16 protein-coding genes are annotated in these 21,524 nt (G+C 70.2%); 8 read left to right on the top strand and 8 right to left on the bottom strand.

Annotation, left to right across the window (positions count from 1 at the left end):
* Positions 1–97 precede the first annotated feature (97 nt).
* From ACZ7M2_RS37480 to metH, 3 genes are all read right to left on the bottom strand, one after another.
* Positions 98–1,705 (bottom strand): ABC transporter substrate-binding protein, encoded by a 1,608-nt coding sequence (locus ACZ7M2_RS37480; RefSeq protein WP_471599076.1) that lies wholly within the window; start codon positions 1,703–1,705, stop codon positions 98–100.
* Positions 1,706–2,150: 445 nt separating this feature from the next.
* On the bottom strand, positions 2,151–2,852 hold the full coding sequence (locus ACZ7M2_RS37485) for an HAD family hydrolase (RefSeq protein WP_471599077.1): 702 nt from the start codon (positions 2,850–2,852) through the stop codon (positions 2,151–2,153).
* Between the two features lie 139 nt (positions 2,853–2,991).
* The gene (metH, locus tag ACZ7M2_RS37490; protein WP_471599078.1) at positions 2,992–6,519 is read right to left on the bottom strand and encodes a methionine synthase; all 3,528 of its coding nucleotides are present in this window, start codon (positions 6,517–6,519) and stop codon (positions 2,992–2,994) included.
* Positions 6,520–6,789: 270 nt separating this feature from the next.
* Here metH and ACZ7M2_RS37495 point away from each other — a divergent pair, with 270 nt between their 5' ends.
* The 5 genes from ACZ7M2_RS37495 to ACZ7M2_RS37515 all read left to right on the top strand — a co-directional run bounded on the left by ACZ7M2_RS37495 (position 6,790) and on the right by ACZ7M2_RS37515 (position 13,110).
* Positions 6,790–7,554 (top strand): IclR family transcriptional regulator, encoded by a 765-nt coding sequence (locus tag ACZ7M2_RS37495; protein ID WP_067365314.1) that lies wholly within the window; start codon positions 6,790–6,792, stop codon positions 7,552–7,554.
* A 334-nt stretch (positions 7,555–7,888) separates the two neighbouring features.
* Positions 7,889–8,680, top strand: coding sequence for an MIP/aquaporin family protein (locus ACZ7M2_RS37500; RefSeq protein WP_352052356.1), 792 nt, complete (start codon positions 7,889–7,891; stop codon positions 8,678–8,680).
* Positions 8,681–8,812: 132 nt separating this feature from the next.
* A complete protein-coding gene (glpK, locus tag ACZ7M2_RS37505) occupies positions 8,813–10,351 on the top strand; it encodes a glycerol kinase GlpK (protein WP_095855569.1) in 1,539 nt (512 codons plus the stop codon).
* Positions 10,352–10,370: 19 nt separating this feature from the next.
* Complete coding sequence (locus tag ACZ7M2_RS37510; protein ID WP_352052357.1) at positions 10,371–11,987, top strand: glycerol-3-phosphate dehydrogenase/oxidase; 1,617 nt, start codon at positions 10,371–10,373, stop codon at positions 11,985–11,987.
* A 379-nt stretch (positions 11,988–12,366) separates the two neighbouring features.
* The gene (locus ACZ7M2_RS37515; protein ID WP_471599079.1) at positions 12,367–13,110 is read left to right on the top strand and encodes a hypothetical protein; all 744 of its coding nucleotides are present in this window, start codon (positions 12,367–12,369) and stop codon (positions 13,108–13,110) included.
* Here ACZ7M2_RS37515 and mtnK read toward each other — a convergent pair.
* The 4 genes from mtnK to ACZ7M2_RS37535 are packed head-to-tail and all read right to left on the bottom strand — an operon-like array spanning position 13,078 to position 17,936.
* The gene (mtnK, locus tag ACZ7M2_RS37520) at positions 13,078–14,238 is read right to left on the bottom strand and encodes an S-methyl-5-thioribose kinase (RefSeq protein ID WP_471599080.1); all 1,161 of its coding nucleotides are present in this window, start codon (positions 14,236–14,238) and stop codon (positions 13,078–13,080) included. The two genes, ACZ7M2_RS37515 and mtnK, sit on opposite strands and share 33 nt — an antisense overlap.
* A 15-nt stretch (positions 14,239–14,253) precedes the next feature.
* A complete protein-coding gene (locus ACZ7M2_RS37525; protein WP_352052360.1) occupies positions 14,254–15,294 on the bottom strand; it encodes an ABC transporter permease in 1,041 nt (346 codons plus the stop codon).
* 25 nt (positions 15,295–15,319) lie between these two features.
* The gene (locus tag ACZ7M2_RS37530) at positions 15,320–16,843 is read right to left on the bottom strand and encodes a sugar ABC transporter ATP-binding protein (protein ID WP_471599081.1); all 1,524 of its coding nucleotides are present in this window, start codon (positions 16,841–16,843) and stop codon (positions 15,320–15,322) included.
* The gene (locus ACZ7M2_RS37535) at positions 16,830–17,936 is read right to left on the bottom strand and encodes a substrate-binding domain-containing protein (RefSeq protein WP_471599082.1); all 1,107 of its coding nucleotides are present in this window, start codon (positions 17,934–17,936) and stop codon (positions 16,830–16,832) included. The genes ACZ7M2_RS37530 and ACZ7M2_RS37535 overlap by 14 nt, the downstream gene beginning before the upstream one ends.
* A gap of 573 nt (positions 17,937–18,509) precedes the next feature.
* Between ACZ7M2_RS37535 and ACZ7M2_RS37540 the strand changes: the two genes are divergently transcribed.
* The 3 genes from ACZ7M2_RS37540 to mtnB are packed head-to-tail and all read left to right on the top strand — an operon-like array spanning position 18,510 to position 20,430.
* On the top strand, positions 18,510–19,109 hold the full coding sequence (locus tag ACZ7M2_RS37540; RefSeq protein WP_471599083.1) for a 1,2-dihydroxy-3-keto-5-methylthiopentene dioxygenase: 600 nt from the start codon (positions 18,510–18,512) through the stop codon (positions 19,107–19,109).
* Positions 19,106–19,825 carry an acireductone synthase gene (gene mtnC / locus ACZ7M2_RS37545; RefSeq protein ID WP_471599084.1) on the top strand — a complete coding sequence of 240 codons (720 nt, stop codon included), beginning with the start codon at positions 19,106–19,108 and terminating at the stop codon, positions 19,823–19,825. The genes ACZ7M2_RS37540 and mtnC overlap by 4 nt, the downstream gene beginning before the upstream one ends.
* Positions 19,822–20,430 carry a methylthioribulose 1-phosphate dehydratase gene (gene mtnB / locus ACZ7M2_RS37550; protein ID WP_471599085.1) on the top strand — a complete coding sequence of 203 codons (609 nt, stop codon included), beginning with the start codon at positions 19,822–19,824 and terminating at the stop codon, positions 20,428–20,430. The genes mtnC and mtnB overlap by 4 nt, the downstream gene beginning before the upstream one ends.
* Positions 20,431–20,490: 60 nt before the next feature.
* Here mtnB and mtnA read toward each other — a convergent pair whose 3' ends face one another.
* Positions 20,491–21,522: an S-methyl-5-thioribose-1-phosphate isomerase gene (mtnA, locus tag ACZ7M2_RS37555; RefSeq protein ID WP_471599086.1), complete on the bottom strand. Its 1,032-nt coding sequence runs from the start codon at positions 21,520–21,522 to the stop codon at positions 20,491–20,493.
* Positions 21,523–21,524 lie beyond the last annotated feature (2 nt).

The raw sequence follows: 21,524 nt of genomic DNA on the forward strand, positions 1-21,524 counted from the left end.
CCTTGTCATTGTTTCTCTGGGACGCCACATGGAGCGGGCGCCGGGTCGTGCGGTCGGGCGCCGGGCCCGTAGGACCCGGCGCCCTGAGAAGGACCGGTCAGCCGCTCACACCGCGGCCGAGCTCCCACAGCTGAAGCGTGGAGGACGAGTTGAGCGCCCACTCGGTGCCCGTGATGTCGTCCCGCGCGGCGATGTACTGCTTGCCCTGCCACAGCGGCAGGAGCGGTACGTCGTCGGCCACCTTGTCCTGGATGTCGGTGAGGCTCTTCGACGCGGTGAGACGGTCGGCCTCGCGGCGGGACTCCGGGATCAGCGTGCCGCGGATCGTGGAGTTCACGTACGGGGAGCCGAGGGTGTTGTCCTTGTCGAGGAACGGCGCCAGGTAGTTGTCGGCGTCCGGGAAGTCGGGGAACCATCCCATGCCGTAGACCTGGTACTCGTTCTTCTTCTCGGCCGGGCGGAACGTCGTCCAGGGCTCGCCCTTGATCTCGACACTGAACAGGCCGCTGGAGTTGAGCTGCTGCTTCAGCACCTCGAACTCCTTCGCGGTGGCCGAGCCGTAGTGGTCGGTCGTGTAGTGCAGGGTGAGCTTCACCGGAGTGGTGATGCCGGCCTTGTTCAGCGTCGTGGTGGCCTTGGAGACGCTCGGGTCGCCGTACTTGTTGAAGAACGAGTTGGAGTGACCCGTGATGGTGGCCGGGACCATCGAGAACAGCGGCTCGGCCTGGGAGCCGTACACCTTGGAGACGAGCTCGCCGCGGTTGATCACCTCGGCCATGGCCTGGCGGACGGCCTTGTTCTTCACCGACGGGTCGTCGGTGTTGAAGCCGAGGTAGCGGATCTCGAGGCCGGGCATCTCGACCAGGTTGACCTTGCCGGTCGCACCGGCGGCGCCGAGCTTGTTGATCTGCTCCGGCGTCATCGCACGGGTCATGAGGTCGATGTCGCCCTTGTCGAGCGCGGCGCTCATGGCGTCGGCGCTCTCGAAGGAGCGAATCTCGGCCTTGTCGTTCTTCGGCTTCAACAGACCCTTGTAGTTCGGGTTCTTGGTGAAGGTGATCTTGACGGCCTCGTCGTTCTTGACGTCGGCCTGGAGCGTGTACGGGCCGGAGCCGTCGACGGCGAAGCCGTCGCGCAGCTTGCCCTTCTCGTAGTCCTTCGGGTTCACGATGCCGGCGACCGGGGTCGACAGCTTGAACGGGAAGGTGGCGTCCGCGGTCTTCAGGTGGAAGATCACCTGACGGTCGCCCTGCGTCTCCACGGTGTCGACGGTGGACAGCAGCGCGAACACACCGCTGTCGGCCTTGAGCGACATCGCGCGGTCGATCGAGAACTTCACGTCCTTGGCGGTGATCGGGTCACCGCTCGCGAACTTCAGTCCGTCGCGCAGCGTGCAGGCGTAGCGCTCGTTGCCGGAGTCGGTGAAACCGCAGCTCTCGGCAGCCTCGGGCTGGGGGTCGCCGTCACCGCGGGGCTGGACCATCAGCGTCTGTACGGTCTGGCGCAGGATGTTCCAGGTGCCGACGTCGTACGCGTACGCCGGGTCGAGAGGAGCCGGGGCATCCTTCGATGCGGTGAACCGGTCCGTGGTGCCCACGACGATCGCGTCGCCGCCGCTTCCCCCGCTGTCGGAACCGCCACACGCGGCGAGCACCGGGGCGAGCAAGCCGACAACGGCCGGCAGCACCAAAGTCTTGCGGTTCATGCTCGAGTTTCTCCAGAGCTGTCGTGTCCGTGTACCCGCCATGCAGGGGTGGTGCGGGCGAGTCACCGGGGTTATGGCGAGGTTCTCGCGACGACATTAGTCCGCACCACCAGGACGGCCCGCAGAGACCGGAGTTGAGTTCCCATCACGCTGCGAAACCGGGCGCGGACGCACCGATAACCCGACAGCGGAAGGATTCGTGCAGCGTTCCACCAATCGGGACACAAGGGCACTCCGACCACCCCCGAAAGGGGGGTTACGGCACAGGACAGGCCGAATGTCGACCCCCCATCAAGTGACGAACCTCACACTGCCAACTCGATGGGCGAGTACCGGAATTCGGCCATCCGGCCCCGGAATCAATTTCCCGCGGCAGGTCCGGGGCCCTTACCTGCGGATACGCAGGGGTTATCGGCACATTCGGTTACGCACGCTGGGTGAACGCCTAGCGCATTTCCGTCATCAGCCCACGGAGAAAAGGCAGGTCGACCTCTTCCAGGGAGGTCACGACCGTGCGCCGGACGGCGGGGGCGATCGGCGCGACGGAGGGGACGGCGACCACGTGGCAGCCCGCGGCCTCCGCGGCGGCGACGCCCGTGGCGGTGTCCTCGATGACGGCGCACCGGGCCGGTTCGGCGCCGAGTCCGGACGCCGCCAGCAGATACGGGTCGGGGAAGGGCTTGGTCCGTTCCACCTCGTCGCCCGCGACGGTCAGCGCGAAGTACTGGGGCCCCAGGGAGGCCAGAACACGGTCGATGATGCGCCGGTGCGAGGCGGAGACCAGGGCGGTGGGGATCTCGTGCGCGGCGAGCTCCGCGAGGAGTCTGGCCGCCCCCGGCATCAGCGGCAGCGCCCGGTCGATACGGTCCTCGAAACCGTCGTTGAGCAGCACCGTGAGCTCGCCGAGCGTGATGTCGGCCCCGGTGGCCTCGATCAGGAAACCCGCGCTGCGGGTCATGGGTCCGCCGACCACCACATGACGCCAGGAGTCGTCGAGGGAGTGCCCGAGCGTCCGGAAGATCTCGACCTCGACGTCCCACCAGAACCCCTCGGTGTCCACCAGGGTGCCGTCCATGTCCAGGAGCACGGCCTGCAGCGCTGAGCCTTCGGCCGTACGGGTACCGAGCGCGGGAACCGTAGTGGTCATCCTGGCGCACCTCCTTGAGGGACGAGAAGGCCGGTTCCCTCAGGGGGAACCGGCCTGCTGTGGACCGTCCAGTGTACGACGGCGTCAGGTGAAACGCCTGTTGGTTATGAGGGGGCCCTCCGACGCGCCTCGCGCCGGGTCACCTCGCGTTGAAGTACTTCGCCTCCGGGTGGTGGATCACGATCGCGTCCGTGGACTGCTCGGGGTGCAGCTGGAACTCCTCCGAGAGGTGGACGCCGATGCGCTCGGGCTCCAGGAGCCGGGCGATCTTGGCGCGGTCCTCCAGGTCGGGGCAGGCGCCGTAGCCGAGGGAGAAACGGGCACCGCGGTACTTGAGGTCGAACATGTCCTCGATGGCCGAGGGGTCGTCACCGGCGAAGCCGAGCTCGGAGCGGACGCGGGCGTGCCAGTACTCGGCGAGGGCTTCGGCCAGCTGCACGGACAGGCCGTGCAGTTCGAGGTAGTCGCGGTAGGAGTTCGCCTCGAAGAGCTTGGCCGTCTCCTCACCGATGCGGGAGCCGACTGTGACGACCTGGAGGCCGACGACGTCCCGCTCGCCGGACTCCTCGGGCCGGAAGAAGTCGGCCAGGCACAGCCGCCGTCCGCGGCGCTGGCGCGGGAAGGTGAAGCGGGTGCGCTCGTTGCCCTCTTCGTCCAGGATGATCAGGTCGTCGTCCTTGGACACACAGGGGAAGTAGCCGTAGACGACGGCCGCTTCGAGCAGGTTGTCGGTCTGGAGCTTGTCCAGCAGTCCGCGCAGCCGGGGCCGGCCCTCGGTCTCGACGAGTTCCTCGTACGTCGGTCCGTCGCCCGCACGGGCCTGCTTCAGGCCCCACTGGCCCTTGAACAGCGCGCCCTCGTCCAGCCAGGAGGCGTACTCCTTGAGCTGGATGCCCTTGATGACACGGGTGCCCCAGAAGGGCGGCGTGGGCACCGGGTTGTCGACGGCGACGTCCGAGCGGACGTGGCCCTCCTCCGGGCGCTCCTCGACGACCGTCGGGGCGGCGGCCCGCACCCGGCGCTGCTTGAGCTCCGGCAGTACGGCTCCCGGCACGCCCCGCTTGACCCCGATGAGCGCGTCCATCAGGCGCAGGCCCTCGAACGCGTCCCGGGCATAGCGGACTTCGCCCTCGTAGATCTCGTACAGATCCTGCTCCACGTACGCCCTCGTCAGGGCGGCGCCGCCGAGGATGACCGGGTAATCGGCGGACAGACCGCGCTGGTTGAGCTCCTCCAGGTTCTCCTTCATGATCACCGTGGACTTGACCAGCAGGCCCGACATGCCGATGACGTCGGCCCGGTGTTCCGCGGCCGCGTCCAGGATCGCGGAGACCGGCTGCTTGATGCCCAGGTTGACGACGTTGTAGCCGTTGTTCGACAGGATGATGTCGACGAGGTTCTTGCCGATGTCGTGCACGTCGCCGCGCACGGTCGCCAGCACGATGGTGCCCTTGCCCTCGGCGTCCGACTTCTCCATGTGCGGTTCGAGGTAGGCGACCGCGGACTTCATGACCTCGGCGGACTGGAGCACGAACGGCAGCTGCATCTGGCCGGAGCCGAACAGCTCGCCGACCACCTTCATGCCGTCGAGCAGCGTCTCGTTGACGATGTCGAGGGCGGGGCGGGTCTGGAGGGCCTCGGCGAGGTCGGCCTCGAGGCCGTTCTTCTCGCCGTCGATGATGCGCCGCTTGAGTCGCTCGTCCAGGGGCAGCGCGGCCAGTTCCTCGGCCTTGCCCGCCTTGAGCGACTTGGTGGTGGCGCCCTCGAACAGTGCCATCAGCTTCTGGAGGGGGTCGTAGCCCTCGGCGCGGCGGTCGTGGATCAGGTCCAGGGCTGTCTGGACCTCTTCCTCGGTGAAGCGGGCGATCGGCAGGATCTTCGACGCGTGCACGATCGCCGAGTCCAGGCCCGCCTTGACGCACTCGTCGAGGAAGACCGAGTTGAGCAGGATGCGGGCCGCCGGGTTGAGACCGAAGGAGATGTTCGACAGGCCCAGCGTGGTCTGCACGTCGGGGCGGCGGCGCTTGAGCTCGCGGATCGCCTCGATGGTGGCGATGCCGTCCTTGCGGGACTCCTCCTGGCCGGTGCAGATAGTGAAGGTCAGGGCGTCGATGAGGATGTCCGACTCGTGGATGCCCCAGTTCGTCGTCAGGTCCTCGATGAGCCGTTCGGCGATGGCGACCTTGGTCTCGACGGTACGGGCCTGGCCCTCCTCGTCGATGGTCAGCGCGATCAGCGCCGCGCCGTGCTCCTGCGCCAACCGGGTGACCTTGGCGAAGCGGGACTCGGGGCCGTCGCCGTCCTCGTAGTTGACGGAGTTGATGACGGCCCGGCCGCCGAGCTTCTCCAAGCCGGCGCGCAGGACGCCGACCTCGGTGGAGTCCAGCACGATGGGCAGCGTGGAGGCGGTGGCGAAGCGTCCGGCGAGCTCCCGCATGTCCGCGACGCCGTCCCGGCCGACGTAGTCGACGCACAGGTCGAGCATGTGGGCGCCCTCGCGGATCTGGTCGCGGGCCATCTCCACACAGTCGTCCCAGCGGGCCTCCAGCATGGCCTCGCGGAACTTCTTCGAGCCGTTGGCGTTGGTGCGCTCGCCGATCGCCATGTACGCGGTGTCCTGGCGGAACGCGACGGTCTGGTAGAGGGAGGCGGCACCCGGCTCCGGCTGGGGGCGCCGCTGCGTCGGTGCCATCCCGCGCACGCGCTCGACGACCTGGCGCAGGTGCTCGGGGGTGCTGCCGCAGCAGCCTCCGACCAGGGACAGGCCGTACTGCTGGACGAAGGTCTCCTGCGCGTCCGCCATCTCGGGCGGGGTCAGCGGGAAGTACGCCCCGTCCTTGGTGAGGATGGGCAGCCCGGCGTTCGGCATGCACAGCAGCGGGATGCGGGAGTGGCGGGCGAGGTAGCGCAGGTGCTCGCTCATCTCGGCGGGGCCGGTGGAGCAGTTCAGGCCGATCATGTCGATGCCCAGCGGCTCCAGCGCGGTCAGCGCGGCGCCGATCTCCGAGCCCAGCAGCATCGTGCCGGTCGTCTCGAAGGCGAGGGAGACCAGCAGCGGCAGGTCGGCCCCGAGCGCGTCCAGGGCCCGGCGGGCGCCGAGGATGGACGACTTGGTCTGGAGGAGGTCCTGGGTGGTCTCGACGATCAGGGCGTCCGCGCCGCCGGCGATCAGGCCCTCGGCGTTCGCCTGGAAGCCGTCGCGCAGCGTGTGGAAGCCGATGTGGCCGAGGGTCGGCAACTTCGTACCGGGGCCGATGGAGCCCAGCACCCACCGCCGGCGGCCGTCGCGGCCGGCGAACTCGTCGGCCACCTCGCGGGCGATGCGGGCGCCCGCCTCGGACAGCTCGTGCACGCGCTCGGAGATCTCGTACTCGGCCATGGCCGAGTGGTTGGCGCCGAAGGTGTTCGTCTCGACACAGTCCACGCCCACCTCGAAGTAGGCCTCGTGGACGGAACGGACGATGTCGGGGCGGGTGATGTTCAGAATCTCGTTGCAGCCCTCGAGGTTCTCGAAGTCCTCCAGCGTCGGATCCTGCGCCTGCAACATGGTGCCCATCGCGCCGTCGGCCACCACGACACGCTCGGCGAGCGCCTCCCGGAGGGCGGCGATGCGGGTCCGGTTCTCGGCAAGCTCGGACGAAAGGGACGGGTTCGGCAACGAAGCCATGAAGGTGCTCCCTGAAGTGCGACGGCTGTCGGCTTTGCGCTTCCCATGGAAGGCGCACGCCGTCAGGGTAGCCCGAGCACCGTCGCAGGGTCAGGGCCGTCCACGGGGCGGACGGGCGTGGCGGGAGCGTCCGGGGTGTTAAGACAGACCGAACACGTTGCGACGACCCATTAGCGGGAGCTCGGCAACGAACGGTAGTGTTCGACATTGCCGAACGGCGGTAGCGGAGGAGCAACGCTGTCGGTCGAAGGGGACGGAGGCAGCACGGCGATGGCACGGAACATCCAGTCGCTCGAACGGGCGGCGGCGATGCTGCGGCTCCTCGCGGGCGGCGAGCGGCAGCTCGGCCTGTCCGACATCGCCTCCTCGCTGGGCCTGGCCAAGGGCACGGCCCACGGCATACTGCGCACCCTCCAGCAGGAGGGCTTCGTCGAACAGGACAGCGTCTCGGGGCGCTACCAGCTGGGCGCCGAGCTGCTGCGGCTCGGCACCACCTATCTCGACGTGCACGAGCTGCGCGCGCGGGCGCTGGTGTGGACCGACGACCTGGCCCGCTCCAGCGGCGAGAGCGTCTACCTCGGTGTGCTGCACCAACATGGCGTACTGATCGTGCACCACGTGTTCCGGCCCGACGACAGCCGTCAGGTGCTGGAGGTCGGGGCCATGCAGCCGCTGCACTCCACGGCCCTGGGCAAGGTCCTGTCGGCCTACGACCCGGTGGCGCACAGCGAGGTCCTGGAGGCCGAGCGGAAGACGTTCACGGCCCGCACGACGGTCGAACCGGAGCAGTTCGAGGGAGTCCTCGACCTGACCCGCGCGCGCGGGTACGCCGACGACGTCGAGGAGACATGGACGGGCGTCGCCTCGGTCGCGGCACCCATCCACAACCGGCGGCGCATGCCGGTGGGCGCGGTGGGCATCACGGGAGCCGTGGAGCGGATCTGCCGGGACGGCGAGCTGCGCCCCGAGCTGATCGCGGCGGTGCGGGACTGCGCCCGCGCGGTCTCCCGGGACCTGGGAGCCGGGCGGTTCTGACCCCCCGAAGGACGATCCCCGTACGACAGCAGGCCGGTACGTCTCCGACGTACCGGCCCCTTTGACGTGTGCGCGCCGACTTCCCGAGCCCCCTCAAGATCGATAACTCACGGCGATCAATAACGATCGTGTTTTCGATAACGGAACTCTTGACGAGCTGGTAACCCCGGAGCAAGACTCCCGTCCATCGGTCGGCATTGTCGAACACCTACCGGCAATACGCGTTAGAGTGTGACAACGCCATGGGCCGGCATCGCCCTCACCCCCGAGGGCGCGAACCACCGGAGGGACCCGGGGTTCGCCTTCCCCTGGACGAAGGACAAAGGAGTCGCGGGTGTCCAGCTCCGACATCTTCATCGGCGAGACCATAGGTACCGCCATACTCATCCTGCTCGGCGGTGGCGTCTGTGCCGCCGTCACGCTGAAGGCCTCCAAGGCCAGAAACGCCGGCTGGCTCGCCATCGCCTTCGGGTGGGGCTTCGCGGTCCTCACGGCGGTCTACACCTCCGCGCCGCTGTCCGGCGCACACCTGAACCCGGCCGTGACGCTGGCGCTGACCATCAAGGACGGCGGCTGGAACAACCTGCCGGTGTACTGGGGCGGCCAGCTGCTCGGCGCGATGATCGGCGCCACGCTGGTCTGGGTCGTGTACTACGGACAGTTCCACGCGCACCTGACCGATCCCGACATCGTGGGGGCGGACGCGCAGGCCGCTGGTTCCAAGGCCGTCGAGGCGGAGGAGAAGGGCGCCGGCCCCGTGCTCGGTATCTTCTCCACCGGCCCCGAGATCCGCAACGCGGTGCAGAACCTCGCCACGGAGATCATCGCCACCGTCGTGCTGGTGCTCGCGGTCCTCACGCAAGGTCTCAACGACAAGGGCAACGGCCTCGGCCCCCTGGGCGCCCTGATCACCGCGCTGGTGGTTGTCTCCATCGGCCTCTCCCTCGGTGGACCCACCGGCTACGCGATCAACCCGGCCCGTGACCTCGGCCCGCGCATCGTGCACGCACTGCTCCCCCTGCCCAACAAGGGCGGCTCCGACTGGAGCTACGCCTGGGTCCCGGTCGTCGGTCCGCTGATCGGCGGTGCGATCGCTGCAGGCCTGTACAACGTCGCCTTTGCTTAAAGATCCGAGGCCTTCGGGCCTCGGGCCCTCCTTGAACCGCAAGGTTTTCCGAGCCGTGAGCAATACGCCGTCAGGCCGTGAGCAGTAATCCGTGAGCCAGCCCCTTTCATACGGAACCTTCAGGAGCACACCGTGACCGACGCACACACCGCCGGCCCCTTCATCGCCGCGATCGACCAGGGCACCACGTCCAGCCGCTGCATCGTCTTCGACCGCGACGGACGCATCGTCTCCGTCGACCAGAAGGAGCACGAGCAGATCTTCCCGAAGCCGGGCTGGGTCGAGCACAACGCCGCCGAGATCTGGACCAACGTCCAGGAAGTGGTGGCCGGGGCCATCGAGAAGGCGGGCATCACCCGCGACGACATCAAGGCCATCGGCATCACCAACCAGCGCGAGACCACCGTGCTGTGGGACAAGAACACCGGTGAGCCCGTCCACAACGCCATCGTCTGGCAGGACACCCGCACCGACGCGCTCTGCAAGGAGCTCGGCCGCAACGTGGGCCAGGACCGCTTCCGCCGCGAGACCGGCCTGCCGCTCGCGTCCTACTTCGCCGGTCCCAAGGCCCGCTGGCTGCTCGACAACGTCGAGGGCCTGCGCGAGCGCGCCGAGGCCGGGGACATCCTCTTCGGCACCATGGACACCTGGGTCATCTGGAACCTGACGGGCGGTGCGAACGGCGGTCACCACGTCACCGACGTCACCAACGCCTCCCGCACCATGCTGATGAACCTGCACACCCTGGCGTGGGACGACAAGATCGCCGAGTCCATCGGCGTCCCGCTGGCCATGCTGCCGGAGATCCGCTCCTCCGCCGAGGTGTACGGCGAGGTGACCGGCGGCCGGCTCGGCGAGCTGCTCGGCGGCATCCCGGTCGCCTCCGCGCTCGGCGACCAGCAGGCGGCCCTGTTCGGCCAGACCTGCTTCTCCGAGGGCGAGGCCAAGTCCACGTACGGCACCGGCACGTTCATGCTGATGAACACCGGTGACAAGATCATCAACTCGTACTCGGGCCTGCTGACCACGGTCGGCTACCGCATCGGGGACCAGGCCCCGGTCTACGCCCTCGAGGGCTCCATCGCCGTCACCGGTTCGCTGGTGCAGTGGATGCGCGACCAGATGGGCCTGATCAAGTCCGCCGCCGAGATCGAGACGCTCGCGTCCTCGGTCGAGGACAACGGCGGCGCCTACTTCGTACCGGCCTTCTCCGGGCTGTTCGCCCCGTACTGGCGCTCCGACGCCCGCGGCGTGATCGCCGGTCTGACCCGGTACGTCACCAAGGCGCACATCGCGCGCGCCGTCCTGGAGGCCACCGCCTGGCAGACCCGTGAGATCACCGACGCCATGACGAAGGACTCCGGCGTCGAGCTCACGGCCCTCAAGGTCGACGGCGGCATGACCTCCAACAACCTGCTGATGCAGACCCTGGCCGACGTCCTGGACGCCCCCGTGGTGCGCCCGATGGTCGCCGAGACCACCTGCCTCGGCGCCGCCTACGCCGCCGGCCTCGCCGTCGGCTTCTGGACCAACACCGAGGACCTGCGCGCCAACTGGCGCCGGGCCGCGGAATGGACCCCCAACATGGACGCGGAGATCCGCGACCGTGAGTACAAGAGCTGGCTCAAGGCCGTGGAGCGGACCATGGGCTGGATCGAAGACGAGAACTGACGAGGAGTAAGAACCCGCAATGACCAGTCAGTCCACCCTGCAGACCGTGCCTGCCCTGGGTACGCACCCGGCCTCCGGCTCCAACCCGAGCCGCGCCGAGACCCGGGAGCAGCTCTCCAAGGCGACGTACGACCTTCTCGTGATCGGCGGCGGCATCCTGGGCATCTCCACCGCCTGGCACGCCGCGCAGTCCGGTCTGCGGGTGGCTCTGGTCGACGCCGGCGACTTCGCCGGCGCCACCTCCTCCGCCTCCTCCAAGCTGCTCCACGGCGGTCTGCGCTACCTGCAGACCGGCGCGGTGAAGCTGGTGGCGGAGAACCACTTCGAGCGCCGTGCGGTCTCCCGTCAGGTGGCCCCCCACCTGGCGAACCCGCTCACGTTCTACCTCCCCGTGTACAAGGGCGGGCCGCACGGCGCGGCGAAGCTCGGGGCGGGCGTCTTCGCCTACTCCGCACTGTCGGCGTTCGGGGACGGCGTCGGCCACCTGCTCTCGCCGGCCAAGGCGCAGCAGGACGTGCCGGAGCTGCGCACCGAGAACCTCAAGGCCGTGGCCGTGTACGGCGACGACCAGATGAACGACGCGCGCATGGCGCTGATGACGGTCCGCGCGGCCGTCGAGGCGGGCGCGGTCGTGCTCAACCACGCGGAGGTGACCGGCCTGCGCTTCACCAAGGGCCGGGTCACGGGCGCGGACCTCAAGGACGGTACGAACGGCGCGGAGTTCGGCGTCAACGCTCACCTCGTCCTCAACGCCACCGGTCCCTGGGTCGACCACCTGCGCAGGATGGAGGACCCGAACGCGGCGCCGTCCATCCGCCTGTCCAAGGGCGCGCACCTGGTTCTCAAGCGCACCTCCCCCTGGAAGGCCGCGCTCGCCACCCCGATCGACAAGTACCGCATCACCTTCGCCCTCCCCTGGGAGGACATGCTGCTGCTCGGCACGACCGACGAGGAGTACGAGGGCGACCCGGCGGACGTCGCGGTCAACGAGAAGGACACGGCCCAGATCCTGGACGAGGCCGCGTTCTCCATACGCGACCAGCAGCTCTCCCGTGATCTGATCACGTACTCCTTCGCCGGTCTGCGGGTGCTGCCCGGCGGCCCCGGCGACACCTCGAAGGCCAAGCGCGAGACGGTCGTCACGGAGGGCCGTGGCGGGATGCTGTCCGTCGCGGGCGGCAAGTGGACCACCTTCCGGCACATCGGCCGTACGGTCATGAAGAAGCTGGAGTCGCTGCCGGGCCGCCCGCTGGGCGAGGACTTCGAGCCGATCTCCGAGCTGCCGAAGAAGCTGCCGCTGCCCGGTGTCGCCAACCCGCGCGCGGTCGCCCACCGGCTGCTCGTCGACGGCCCGGCGCCCGGCCCCCGTATGGGTGCCGACACCGCCAAGCACCTGGCGACGCACTACGGTTCGCTGGCCTTCGACATCGCGCGCCTGGCGAACGAGAACCCGGAGCTCGGCGAGCGCGTCCACCCGGACGCCCCGGAGATCTGGGCGCAGGTCGTGTGGGCCCGCGACCACGAGTGGGCGGAGACGACGGACGACGTGCTGCGCCGCCGTACGACGCTGACGATCCGCGGGCTCGCCACGGACGAGGTCCGCGGCAAGGTGCAGGACCTGCTCGACAAGAAGTGACAAGGAAGTGATCGGATCCTGAGCGGATGATCCGATCGGTTTGAGGGGCGGCTCCCACGGGGGGAGCCGCCCTTCTGCGTGCGCGGATGCGGCGGCGCGCGGTCTTCGGGGTGTGCGCGGCGGCGCTCGTGGCACTGGCGGCCGTGGTGCGTGACGCGCGCGACGAGAACACCGCGGGTGTGCTCGTCTCCGTGATCGCCGCCGTCGTGTCGGTGGCCGCCTTCCTCGGGGACGCGCTGCGCGACAACGCGGACGCGCCGCGGCCGGCCGTCGAGGTACGCCGCCGGGCCGCCGACGCGCGCGACGAGGCGGTGCGGGAGCAGTGGGCGGCCGAGGCGCGGCGGCGCGCGCTCCAGGACCCCGGGCCGCTGGACGTGCGGTGGGCCCCGCCGACCGGCGGCTCGCGGACCGTCCGGAGAACATCCGCCAGGGGCGGCGGTTCCCACCCCTCGGCACGGCGGGCGCCTGCTCGACGCCGTGGTGGAGGCGTTCGTGGCGCTGCCCCGCCGGCGCGGGCGGCACGGTGGCGTACGCGGCGAACATGCGGTCCGTGCTGCCGGGCGAGGCCCGTGCCTGGCTCACCCGGGGCCCGGCGCTGGGTGTCGCCGCCCGCTGTCTGCCGGCGATCGTCGCCTCGGGCCTGCTGGTCGGCCTAGGCGGCGGGTGCGTCCGCGGTGTCTACCGGGCGTTGAGCGCGCCCTCCGACGTACTGCGCGCGGCCGGACCGCACAGCACACTGCGCACCGACCGGACCGCCTCCCTCGCGCGCGGTGGCATCGCGGCCCTGCTGACGGCGGTCGTCTGCCTGCCGGTCGTCCTGCTCTCCCACGGCTGGGGCGGCCTCGCCACCGCCGGGGCCCAGCTGTGGATCCCGGTCGGCGTCACCGCCCTGGCACTCGGCGCCTGGGGACGCTTCCTGGTCACCCGGGTCTGGCTCGCCGTGACCGGGCGCGCGCCCTGGCGGCTCATGGGCTTCCTCGACGCGGCCCACCGGCGGGGTGTGCTGCGGCGGTCGGGCGCGTACTACGACTTCCGCCACCGGCGGCTGCAACGACGGCTCGCCGGTGTCGGACGGCGGGTCGGCGGCCCGTCAGCGCAGGAGCGCCTCGACCTCCTCGGGTGACGTCAACTCGTCGCGACGCACCATCAGTTCGCGCCCGAGGAGGAGCGCGCGCCGGGAGGCGGGTACCGGGTCCGGCAGGGTGGTGAGGTCGGTGAGGTGGGCGAAGCCGATGATGCGGCGGACGATCTCCGCGCCGGCGAAGCCCAGGGACTCCGTCCAGACGCGGTCCAGGAAGCGGTCGAGGAAGGCGTCGTCGAAGAAGGTGTCGACACGGGTCGGCCACAGGCGGCGGAACTCCGTCCTGAACGCGTCCCAGGAGAGGCGGAGTTGGTCGCCGTGGTCGCCCTCGACGCCGAGCGCGTCCGCGCGGGCCGCGGAGACGAGCGTGTTCGCCCAGTACAGGCCGAGGTCGAAGCCGATCGGGCCGACGAAGGAGAACTCGGGGTCGAAGACCCGTACCACCGGGGCGCCCTGGCGCGCGCCGACCATGATGCTGCCGGTGTGCAGATCGCCGTGGAGCAGGGCCTGCGCGCCGGTCATGAAGAGGTGGCGCAGTTCGGCGACCTCGGTGCGCAGCCGGGGGTCGGAGCGGAAGGCGGCGGCGAGGTCGTCGAGGCCGGGGTGCCAGTGGTTGTGCTCGTGTTCGAGGTACGGCTCGCTGAGCACGACGTCCTCGGTGATCTTGCACAGCTCGGGGCTGACGGAGGCCGCGATCAGCGCCTTGCGCTCGGCGGAGGGCATACCGAAGTCGCTGGTGGCGAAGGAGAGCTGGGCGACGAACTCGCCGATACGGCGGGAGGTGTCCGGGCCGTAGGCGCCGCCCTCGTCGAGGAGCGTGCGCAGCACCTCCAGGTCGGACATGTCCTCCATGACGAGGGCGTAGTTGTCGGAGTCGTAGCCGTGGATCGCCGGGATCTTGTCCGGGGCGACCTTGGCGACCTGCTCATAGGCGCGGGCCTCGGCGTCGGCGCGCTCGGGGCTCATCGGCCAGGAGGGGCCCGCGACCCGCACCCAGGGCAGGGCCTGCTTGACGGCGAGGCCCCGGGTGCCGTCGGTGGCGGTGACGAGGAAGACGCGGTTCATGTTGCCGTCGGAGACCTCGCGGACCTCCGGCTCGTCGGTGCCCCAGTGGCCGCGCTCGCGCAGATAGCCGGCGATGTCCTCGGTCTCCAGGATGCGGTAGCCCATCGACTCGTAACTCCCTTATGCGGTGCGGCGCTTGGACAGGGTGAAGCTGAAGACCAGGGCGAGGATGAGGACCGCGCCCTCGACGACGTCCTGTGTGTAGTACGGCAGTCCCTCGATGGTCAGACCCGTGGTGATGATCCCGATCAGGACGGCGCCGAGGGCCGTGCCCCAGACGTTGGGGCGGCCCCGGCCGAGGACGGAGGTGCCGACGAGGGCGACGGCGACGGCTTCGAGCAGCTGGGAGGTACCGGCGGAGACATCGCCCTGGCCGATGCGGGAGGCCAGGATCAGGCCGCCGATGGAGGCGAGGACGCCGGAGAGGACGTAGGCGAGCGCCCGGTACGCGCCGACGCGGATGCCGGCCAGCCGCGAGGCCTCGGGGTTGGCGCCGATCGCGTACAGCACGCGCCCCCAGCGGGTGCGGGCCAGGAACACCCAGGCGACGACGGTCAGGGCGCCGAAGATCAGCACCGAGACGGGTACGCCGAGGAAGGTGCCGCGGTCGATGCGCAGGAAGCCCTCGGTGAACCTGCCGGGCGCGGTGGTCCCGTCGGACCGGGTCATGCCGGGGGTGATGGACTGGCCGTCGACCAGGATGAGTTTGGTGCCCTGGATCACGAACATGGTGCCGAGCGTGGCGAGCATGTCGGGGATCTTGAGGACGACGATCAGCAGGGCGTTCAGCAACCCGGCCAGGGCGCCCGCCGCGACGACCGCGAGGATCGCGACCGTGCCGACCTGGTTGTAGGTGACCATCGTCTTCGCGGCGACCGTGACGCCGAGGCCGGCGACGGCGCCGACCGACATGTCCATTCCGCCGACGGCCATGGTGAGCGTGACGCCGAGACCGAGGATGGCGGCGACGGAGACGTACCGGAGGGTGTCGAGGAGCGTCGCCGAGTCGCGGAAGGACGGCTCGCTGATCGCGAAGTACGCGAAGAGCGTGACGGTGACGAAGATGAAGCCGTACTTGATGACGGCGTTCTGGATCCGGTGGGCGACGGCGGGTGCGGACGGGGCCGCCGTCGGCACGGAGGTGCTCTGGGTGGTGGTCATGGCGTGCTTCCTGGTGTGCCGGGCATCAGACGGACGCCGAGATGGTCTGGATCACGCGGTCGCGCTTCGCGTCTTCCCCGTACGCGTCGAGGCGGATCTCGCCCGCGGCCAGCACGACGACCCGGTCGGCGATCTCGAGGATCTCGTCGACGTCGGCGGACAGCACGAGGACGGCCGCCCCTTCGGCGGCCAGCGCGCGGGCGCGGCGGCCGATGTCGCGGCGGGCGCCGATGTCCACTCCTCGGAACGGTTCGTCCAGGATGAGGACGCGGGGGTTCTCGGCGAGCCAGCGGCCGACGACGACCTTCTGCTGGTTGCCGCCCGACAGCTCCTCGACGGTGCTGTGTTCGTCCCGGGCGACGACACCGAGCTGCTCGATGGTGGCGCGGCCGAGCGCGTCCTCCTTGGAGCGGCTCACGAGTCCCACCGTGGAGAGCGACCTGAGGAACGGCAGGGAGATGTTCTGGGCCACCGACCAGCCGGGGACCAGCGCGTCCGTGTGCCGGTCCTCCGGGACCAGGTGGATGCCGCCGCGGATGGCGTCGGCCGGGCGGCGCGGCTCGTAGGGCTTCCCGTCCAGCTCGACGGCTCCCCCGGTGAAGGGTTCGGCGCCGAAGAGGCCGCGGGCCAGTTCGGTCTTGCCCGCGCCCAGCAGCCCGACGACGCCGGTGACTTCGCCGGTGCGCAGGTCGAGGTCCTGGGGCGGGTGGCCGGCCAGGAACGGAACGCCGCGCAGGGAGAGAACGACCTCGCCGTGTTCGCCCGTGTGCCGCGGCCGAGCGGTGGTCGTCTCCTGGGCCTGGGCGAGCATGGCGCTGTCCCAGTCGAAGGGCTTGACCTGGTCCTCGGTGAGACGGCCGTCCCGCAGGACGACCAGGCGGTCGGCGAGCGCGTCGATCTCGCCGAGGCGGTGGGAGACGTAGAGCACCGCGATGCCCTCCGACCGCATCCGCTCGACGAGCGCGAACAGGCGCTCCGCCTCGGCGGCGGAGAGTGCGGAGGTCGGCTCGTCGAGGACGAGGAGGCGGGGCCGGGTCGCCAGGGCCCGGGCCAGGATCAGCAACTGGCGGTCGGAGATGCCGAGTTCGGTGACGTCCCGCCGCAGCACGGCGTCGCTCCAGGCGAGGTCGAGGGCCGACTGGATCTCACGGGCCCGGGCCAGCGTCCGGCGTCCGCTCAGGAACGGGTTGCCGCGCGTCTGGGCCAGTTCCTCGAAGACCAGGTTCTCGGCGACCGAGAGGCCGGGAACGATGCCCTCGCCGATGCGCTGGTGCACCGTCTGGATGCCCAACTGGCGGGCGGCGAGCGGGGAGTGGAGCGTGGCGGGCACGCCGTTCACGCTCACCCGGCCGCCGTGCTCCGTGTGCACGCCGGAGAGGATCTTGATGAGGGTGGACTTGCCCGCGCCGTTCGCGCCGAGCAGCGCGACGACGCTGCCCGGCGCGATGTCGAGGGAGACGGAGGCGAGCACCGTCTTGCCCCCGAAGGCCATGCTGACGTCGCGGAGGGCGACCGCCGCGCTCTCCACCGGAGCGTCAGTGGGCGACATTGGGAATCCAGTCCGCGGTGCTGACCTTGGAGAGGTTCAGCGCGGGCAGCGCCGTGCGCAGCTGGTCCATGTTCTCGATCTTGTTCTGCTTCAGGAAGTCCTGGGTGATGGCGACGGCCGGGAACTCGACCGAGGTGATGTTCAGCTGACCGGCCAGTTCCAGGGCGGCCGTACGGACCACCGCGGCGCCGACCGCGGACGGGTCGGTGCCCGCCGTGGCGACCCACGGGCTGTCCTCGGCGGTCATGTTCTGGATGTCGGCGTTGGAGACGTCCGCGCCGAAGACCTTCACCTTGCCCTGGAGCCTCTTGTTCTGGACGGCGAGGACGGTGCCCTTGGCGAGTTCGTCGTAGGGGGCGAAGACGCCGGTCACGTCGGAGTTCTGGGTGAGCGCGGCGGACACCAGGGGAACGTTGTCGGTGGCGGTGGAGTCGGTGACCTTGCCGACCTTGAACGCCTGCTTCCAGCCATGGGCGTCGGCGGTCTTCTTCCAGACACTGTCGCGCTTGTCGAGGGCGGCGTACCCGGCGACGTTGACGTAACCGACCTTGGCGTTCTTGCCGAGGTCCTTCGCCATGACGTCGAGCACGGCCTGCGCCATGCTCGCGTCGTCCTGCTTGGTGCTGACGACGCTCTTGTTGGTGGTCTCGACGTCGTAGACGACGACCTTGATGCCCTTCTTCACCGCCCGGTCGATCTCGGGCTGGATCGTGGCAGGGAAGCCGTGGTCGACGACGATGGCCTGCGCGCCGGAGTTGATGGCCGAGGACAGGTCGGTGGCCTGCTTGGCGTTGTCCGCCTGGGCGTCGTACACGGTCAGGTCGATGCCGAGGGCCTTGGCCTGCGCCTTGGCGCCGTTGCCCCACTGCTCGAAGTAGTCGCCGGCGCCGCTCTGCCGGACCAGGGCCACCTTCACGTCGCCCTTGCTGAACGGCGCGGGCTTCCTGCCGGTCGCGGCGGCGGCCGAGGCGGCCCGGTCGCCGGTGCTCCGCGAGGCGTTGGAGGACTGGGAGCAGCCCGCGAGGAAGAGCGCGGAGACGGAAGCGAGCGACAGCGCGGCGAGGGGGACGCGGGTGCGGGCGGTACGGGACATGGGGGCTCCAGGGCTGGGAAAGCAGAAATGAGCGGGCGCAGCAGAAATGAGCGGGCGAAGAGGGAGTGCCGGTCCGGAGCGCCGGGGAGGAGACATGCCAGGGCGGCATACGTCTCGTACACGGGCGGGTGCCTCGGGTTCACGGGGAACGCACCGAAGGCGGGGCGTGGTTGAGCGCTCCGGGGGGAAGGTCAGCGACAGCGGGCTGTGGTCGACCGGAGCAAGTCCACGTACAGCCGCCGCACGAGCAGCAGCGTCTTCATGGACAGATCATGTGAACGATTCCAGCCAGCCGTCAAAGTATTGGACGTCGTTTCTCAGTATGTGGAACAACCGCTTTCTCGCACTCGGCCGATCAACGGGTGGGAGTTACGATCGCCGGACGACGTTGGACAGTGAGGCTTCCGATGACGACACCCTGCGCGACAGCGACGCACCGCTGCACCGGCGCGGTATGTCGCGGCTGACCACCGGCTCTCCCGCCTCCTGCACGCCGCCCACCTCAACTCCGGGCCGGGCATCGATGCCAGTCTCGGTATCCGGACACCCCATCCACTCCTTGGAGTTTCTCCCATGACCCTGCTGACGACGTGGCCCGAGTTGGGACCCGAGACGCTGGTGCGCCGTACCTCCGACCCGGCCGAGATCGCCGCCGCGCTCGCGCCGATCGGTGTGCGCTACGAGCAGTGGCCGGTCCGCGAGGACGTGCCCGCGGACGCGGACAGCGACACGGTGTTCGCCGCGTACGGTGCCGAGATCGAGAAGCTGAACGCGGAGGAGGGCTTCACGACGGTCGACGTCCTCGGGCTGCACCCGAGCGACGACCCCGAGTACCCCGCCAAGGCGAAGGCCGCGCGCGCGAAGTTCCTCCAGGAGCACACGCACGACGACGATGACGAGGTGCGCTTCTTCGTCTCGGGGTCGGGGATCTTCTACCTCCACGTCGGCGGCGAGGTGCACGCCGTGCTGTGCGAGAAGGGCGACCTGCTGGGGGTGCCGCGCGGTACGACGCACTGGTTCGACATGGGTACGTCGCCGTCGTTCACCGCGATCCGGTTCTTCCACGAGGAGGACGGCTGGGTCGGGAACTTCACCGGTGACGGGATCGCGGACCGCTTCCCGGACTTCGACACGATCGACGCGGGGTACCAGCGCGACCGGGCCACGGCGTGACGCTCCGGTTCGACGTGGACGCCGTGGTGCTCGACATCGAGGGCACCACGAGCGCCACGGGATTCGTCGTGGACGTGCTGTACCCGTACTCCCGCTCTCGATTCGGAGCACTGCTCTCGGAGCGGAGCGGTGATCCGGCGGTGGCGCGGGCGACCGCGCAGGTGCGGGAGCTGATCGCGGAGCCCGACGCGGACGCCGCCCGCGTCGAGAAGGCCCTGAACGGCTGGCTCGACGAGGACCGCAAGGCCACCCCGCTCAAGACCCTCCAGGGCATCATCTGGTCCGAGGGCTTCGCGCGCGGCGACCTCGTCTCGCACTTCTACGAGGACGTCGTCCCGGCGCTGCGCGCCTGGCACGCGGCGGGCGTACGGCTGCACGTGTACTCGTCGGGGTCCGTGGCGGCGCAGCGGGCGTGGTTCCGGTCCAGCCCCGAGGGCGATCTGCTGCCGCTCGTCGAGGGGTTGTACGACACGGAGAGCGCGGGGCCCAAGCAGGAACCGGCGTCGTACGAGACGATCGCGGCGGCGCTGGGCACCGCGCCCGACCGGCTGCTCTTCCTCTCCGACCGGCCGGGTGAGCTGGACGCGGCGCGGGCTGCCGGATGGCGGACCGTGGGGGTGCGCCGCCCCGGGGAGCCGTACTACGAGCAGGGCGTCGGCGATCACCCGCAGGCGGGGACGTTCGACGAGATCACCATCGCGAGGAGCACCACATGACCGCCGAGACGCCCGCCCTCGACCTCAAGGAGGCGGGCGCGGTCCTGGCCGCCGAGTCGGTCCGCTTCGCCTCCTTCGGCTGGATGCGCGGCACGTCCGGCAACCTGTCCGTCGTCCTGAGCCGGGACCCGCTGCGGCTCGCCGTCACCGCGAGCGGGCACGACAAGGGCGAACTCACGCCCGACGACGTGGTGCTGGTGGACGGTTCGGGTGCGGCGGTCGCGGGCGGGAAGCCGTCGGCGGAGGCCGAGCTGCACGCGCGTGTGGCCGCGCTCACGGGTGCGGGGGCCGTCGTCCACGTCCACACGGTCGCGTCCGTGGCCATGGGGCGCCGGGAGCCCGGGGGCATCGTGTTCCGGGACCTGGAGATGCTCAAGGGCGTCGGCCTGCCCGCCCACGACGTCGAGGTCACCCTCCCCGTCATCGCCAACAGCCAGGACATGAAGGTCCTGGGCGACCGCCTGGAAGCGGCCCGCGACCCCCGCATGCCGGCGGTCGTCGTGGCGGGCCACGGGCTGTACGTCTGGGGTACGGACCCACGCCGGGCCCGCCATCACACCGAAGTGGTGGAGTGGCTGCTGGAGTTGGAACTGACGGGCCGCTGAGTCACCGCGGCGGGTGGACTCACCCGGGAGGAAAGCACCGTGTGAGTCCGCCCCAGGCGGCTAGCGCAGATGGTGGGCCGGGAGTTCGCCCGCCGATATCTCCAGCACCCCGCGTTCGGTCACCAGGCCCGTCACCAGGCGGCCCGGGGTGACGTCGAAGGCCGGGTTGTGGCCTCGGGACTCCGTCGGCGCCGCTCGTACGCCCGACCACTCCAGTACCTCGTCCTCGCCGCGGAGTTCGATGTGGATGTCGGCGCCCCTGGCCGTGGTCAGGTCGACCGTCGTGGTGGGGGCGGCCACCAGGAACGGGATTCCGGCGTCCGCGCAGGCCAGGGCGACCCCGACCGTGCCCACCTTGTTGGCCGTGTCGCCGTTGGCGGCGATGCGGTCCGCGCCGACGATCGCCGCGTCGACCTCGCCCCTCAGAATCGTTCCCGCGGCGGCACCGTCCGCCTGGACGTAGTGCGGTATGCCCTCCTGGACGAGTTCCCAGGCGGTGAGGCGGGAGCCCTGGAGGAGGGGACGCGTCTCGTCGGCGTACACGACCTCGACCAGGTCGCGCGCGTGCAGTTCACGGATGACGCCGAGCGCCGTGCCCCAGCCGGCGGTGGCGAGCGCACCGGTGTTGCAGTGCGTGAGCACCCGCAGCGGCCGGTCCACCCCGACCTTCTTGAGCAGCCAGTCCGCGCCGTACGCCCCCATCGCCCGGTTCGCCTCGACGTCCTCGCGCTGGACGGCCGCGGCCTCCGCGAGCACGGCGTCCAGCCCCTCGTCGAAGCGGGCCATCACCCGGTCGACGCACACCATGAGGTTCACCGCGGTCGGGCGCGCCGCACGGACGCGGGCCACGGCCGTCCGCGTCTCCTCGGCCGACCAGCCCTCGCGCTCGCCCTGCAACAGCGCGAGCGCCACCCCGTACGCCCCCGCCGCCCCGATCGCCGGCGCGCCGCGCACGACGAGCCGCTGGATGGCGTCCACCAGCGCGTCCACGTCACGGACCTCGCGGGTCTCGGTGCGATGCGGCAGGACCGTCTGGTCGATGAGCGCGAGGCTGCTTCCGGTCCAGTCGACGGCGCGCAGTTCCTGGGGCATGG

This window comes from Streptomyces sp. NPDC111507 (assembly GCF_055638955.1).

Excerpts from the sequence above, each read along its gene's own strand:
- ACZ7M2_RS37480 (WP_471599076.1), bottom strand. The coding sequence starts at position 1,705 with ATGAACCGCAAGACTTTGGTGCTGCCGGCCGTTGTCGGCTTGCTCGCC.
- ACZ7M2_RS37485 (WP_471599077.1), bottom strand. The coding sequence starts at position 2,852 with ATGACCACTACGGTTCCCGCGCTCGGTACCCGTACGGCCGAAGGCTCA.
- metH (WP_471599078.1), bottom strand. The coding sequence starts at position 6,519 with ATGGCTTCGTTGCCGAACCCGTCCCTTTCGTCCGAGCTTGCCGAGAAC.
- ACZ7M2_RS37495 (WP_067365314.1), top strand. The coding sequence starts at position 6,790 with ATGGCACGGAACATCCAGTCGCTCGAACGGGCGGCGGCGATGCTGCGG.
- ACZ7M2_RS37510 (WP_352052357.1), top strand. The coding sequence starts at position 10,371 with ATGACCAGTCAGTCCACCCTGCAGACCGTGCCTGCCCTGGGTACGCAC.
- mtnK (WP_471599080.1), bottom strand. The coding sequence starts at position 14,238 with ATGGGCTACCGCATCCTGGAGACCGAGGACATCGCCGGCTATCTGCGC.
- ACZ7M2_RS37525 (WP_352052360.1), bottom strand. The coding sequence starts at position 15,294 with ATGACCACCACCCAGAGCACCTCCGTGCCGACGGCGGCCCCGTCCGCA.
- ACZ7M2_RS37530 (WP_471599081.1), bottom strand. The coding sequence starts at position 16,843 with ATGTCGCCCACTGACGCTCCGGTGGAGAGCGCGGCGGTCGCCCTCCGC.
- ACZ7M2_RS37535 (WP_471599082.1), bottom strand. The coding sequence starts at position 17,936 with ATGTCCCGTACCGCCCGCACCCGCGTCCCCCTCGCCGCGCTGTCGCTC.
- ACZ7M2_RS37540 (WP_471599083.1), top strand. The coding sequence starts at position 18,510 with ATGACCCTGCTGACGACGTGGCCCGAGTTGGGACCCGAGACGCTGGTG.
- mtnB (WP_471599085.1), top strand. The coding sequence starts at position 19,822 with ATGACCGCCGAGACGCCCGCCCTCGACCTCAAGGAGGCGGGCGCGGTC.
- mtnA (WP_471599086.1), bottom strand. The coding sequence starts at position 21,522 with ATGCCCCAGGAACTGCGCGCCGTCGACTGGACCGGAAGCAGCCTCGCG.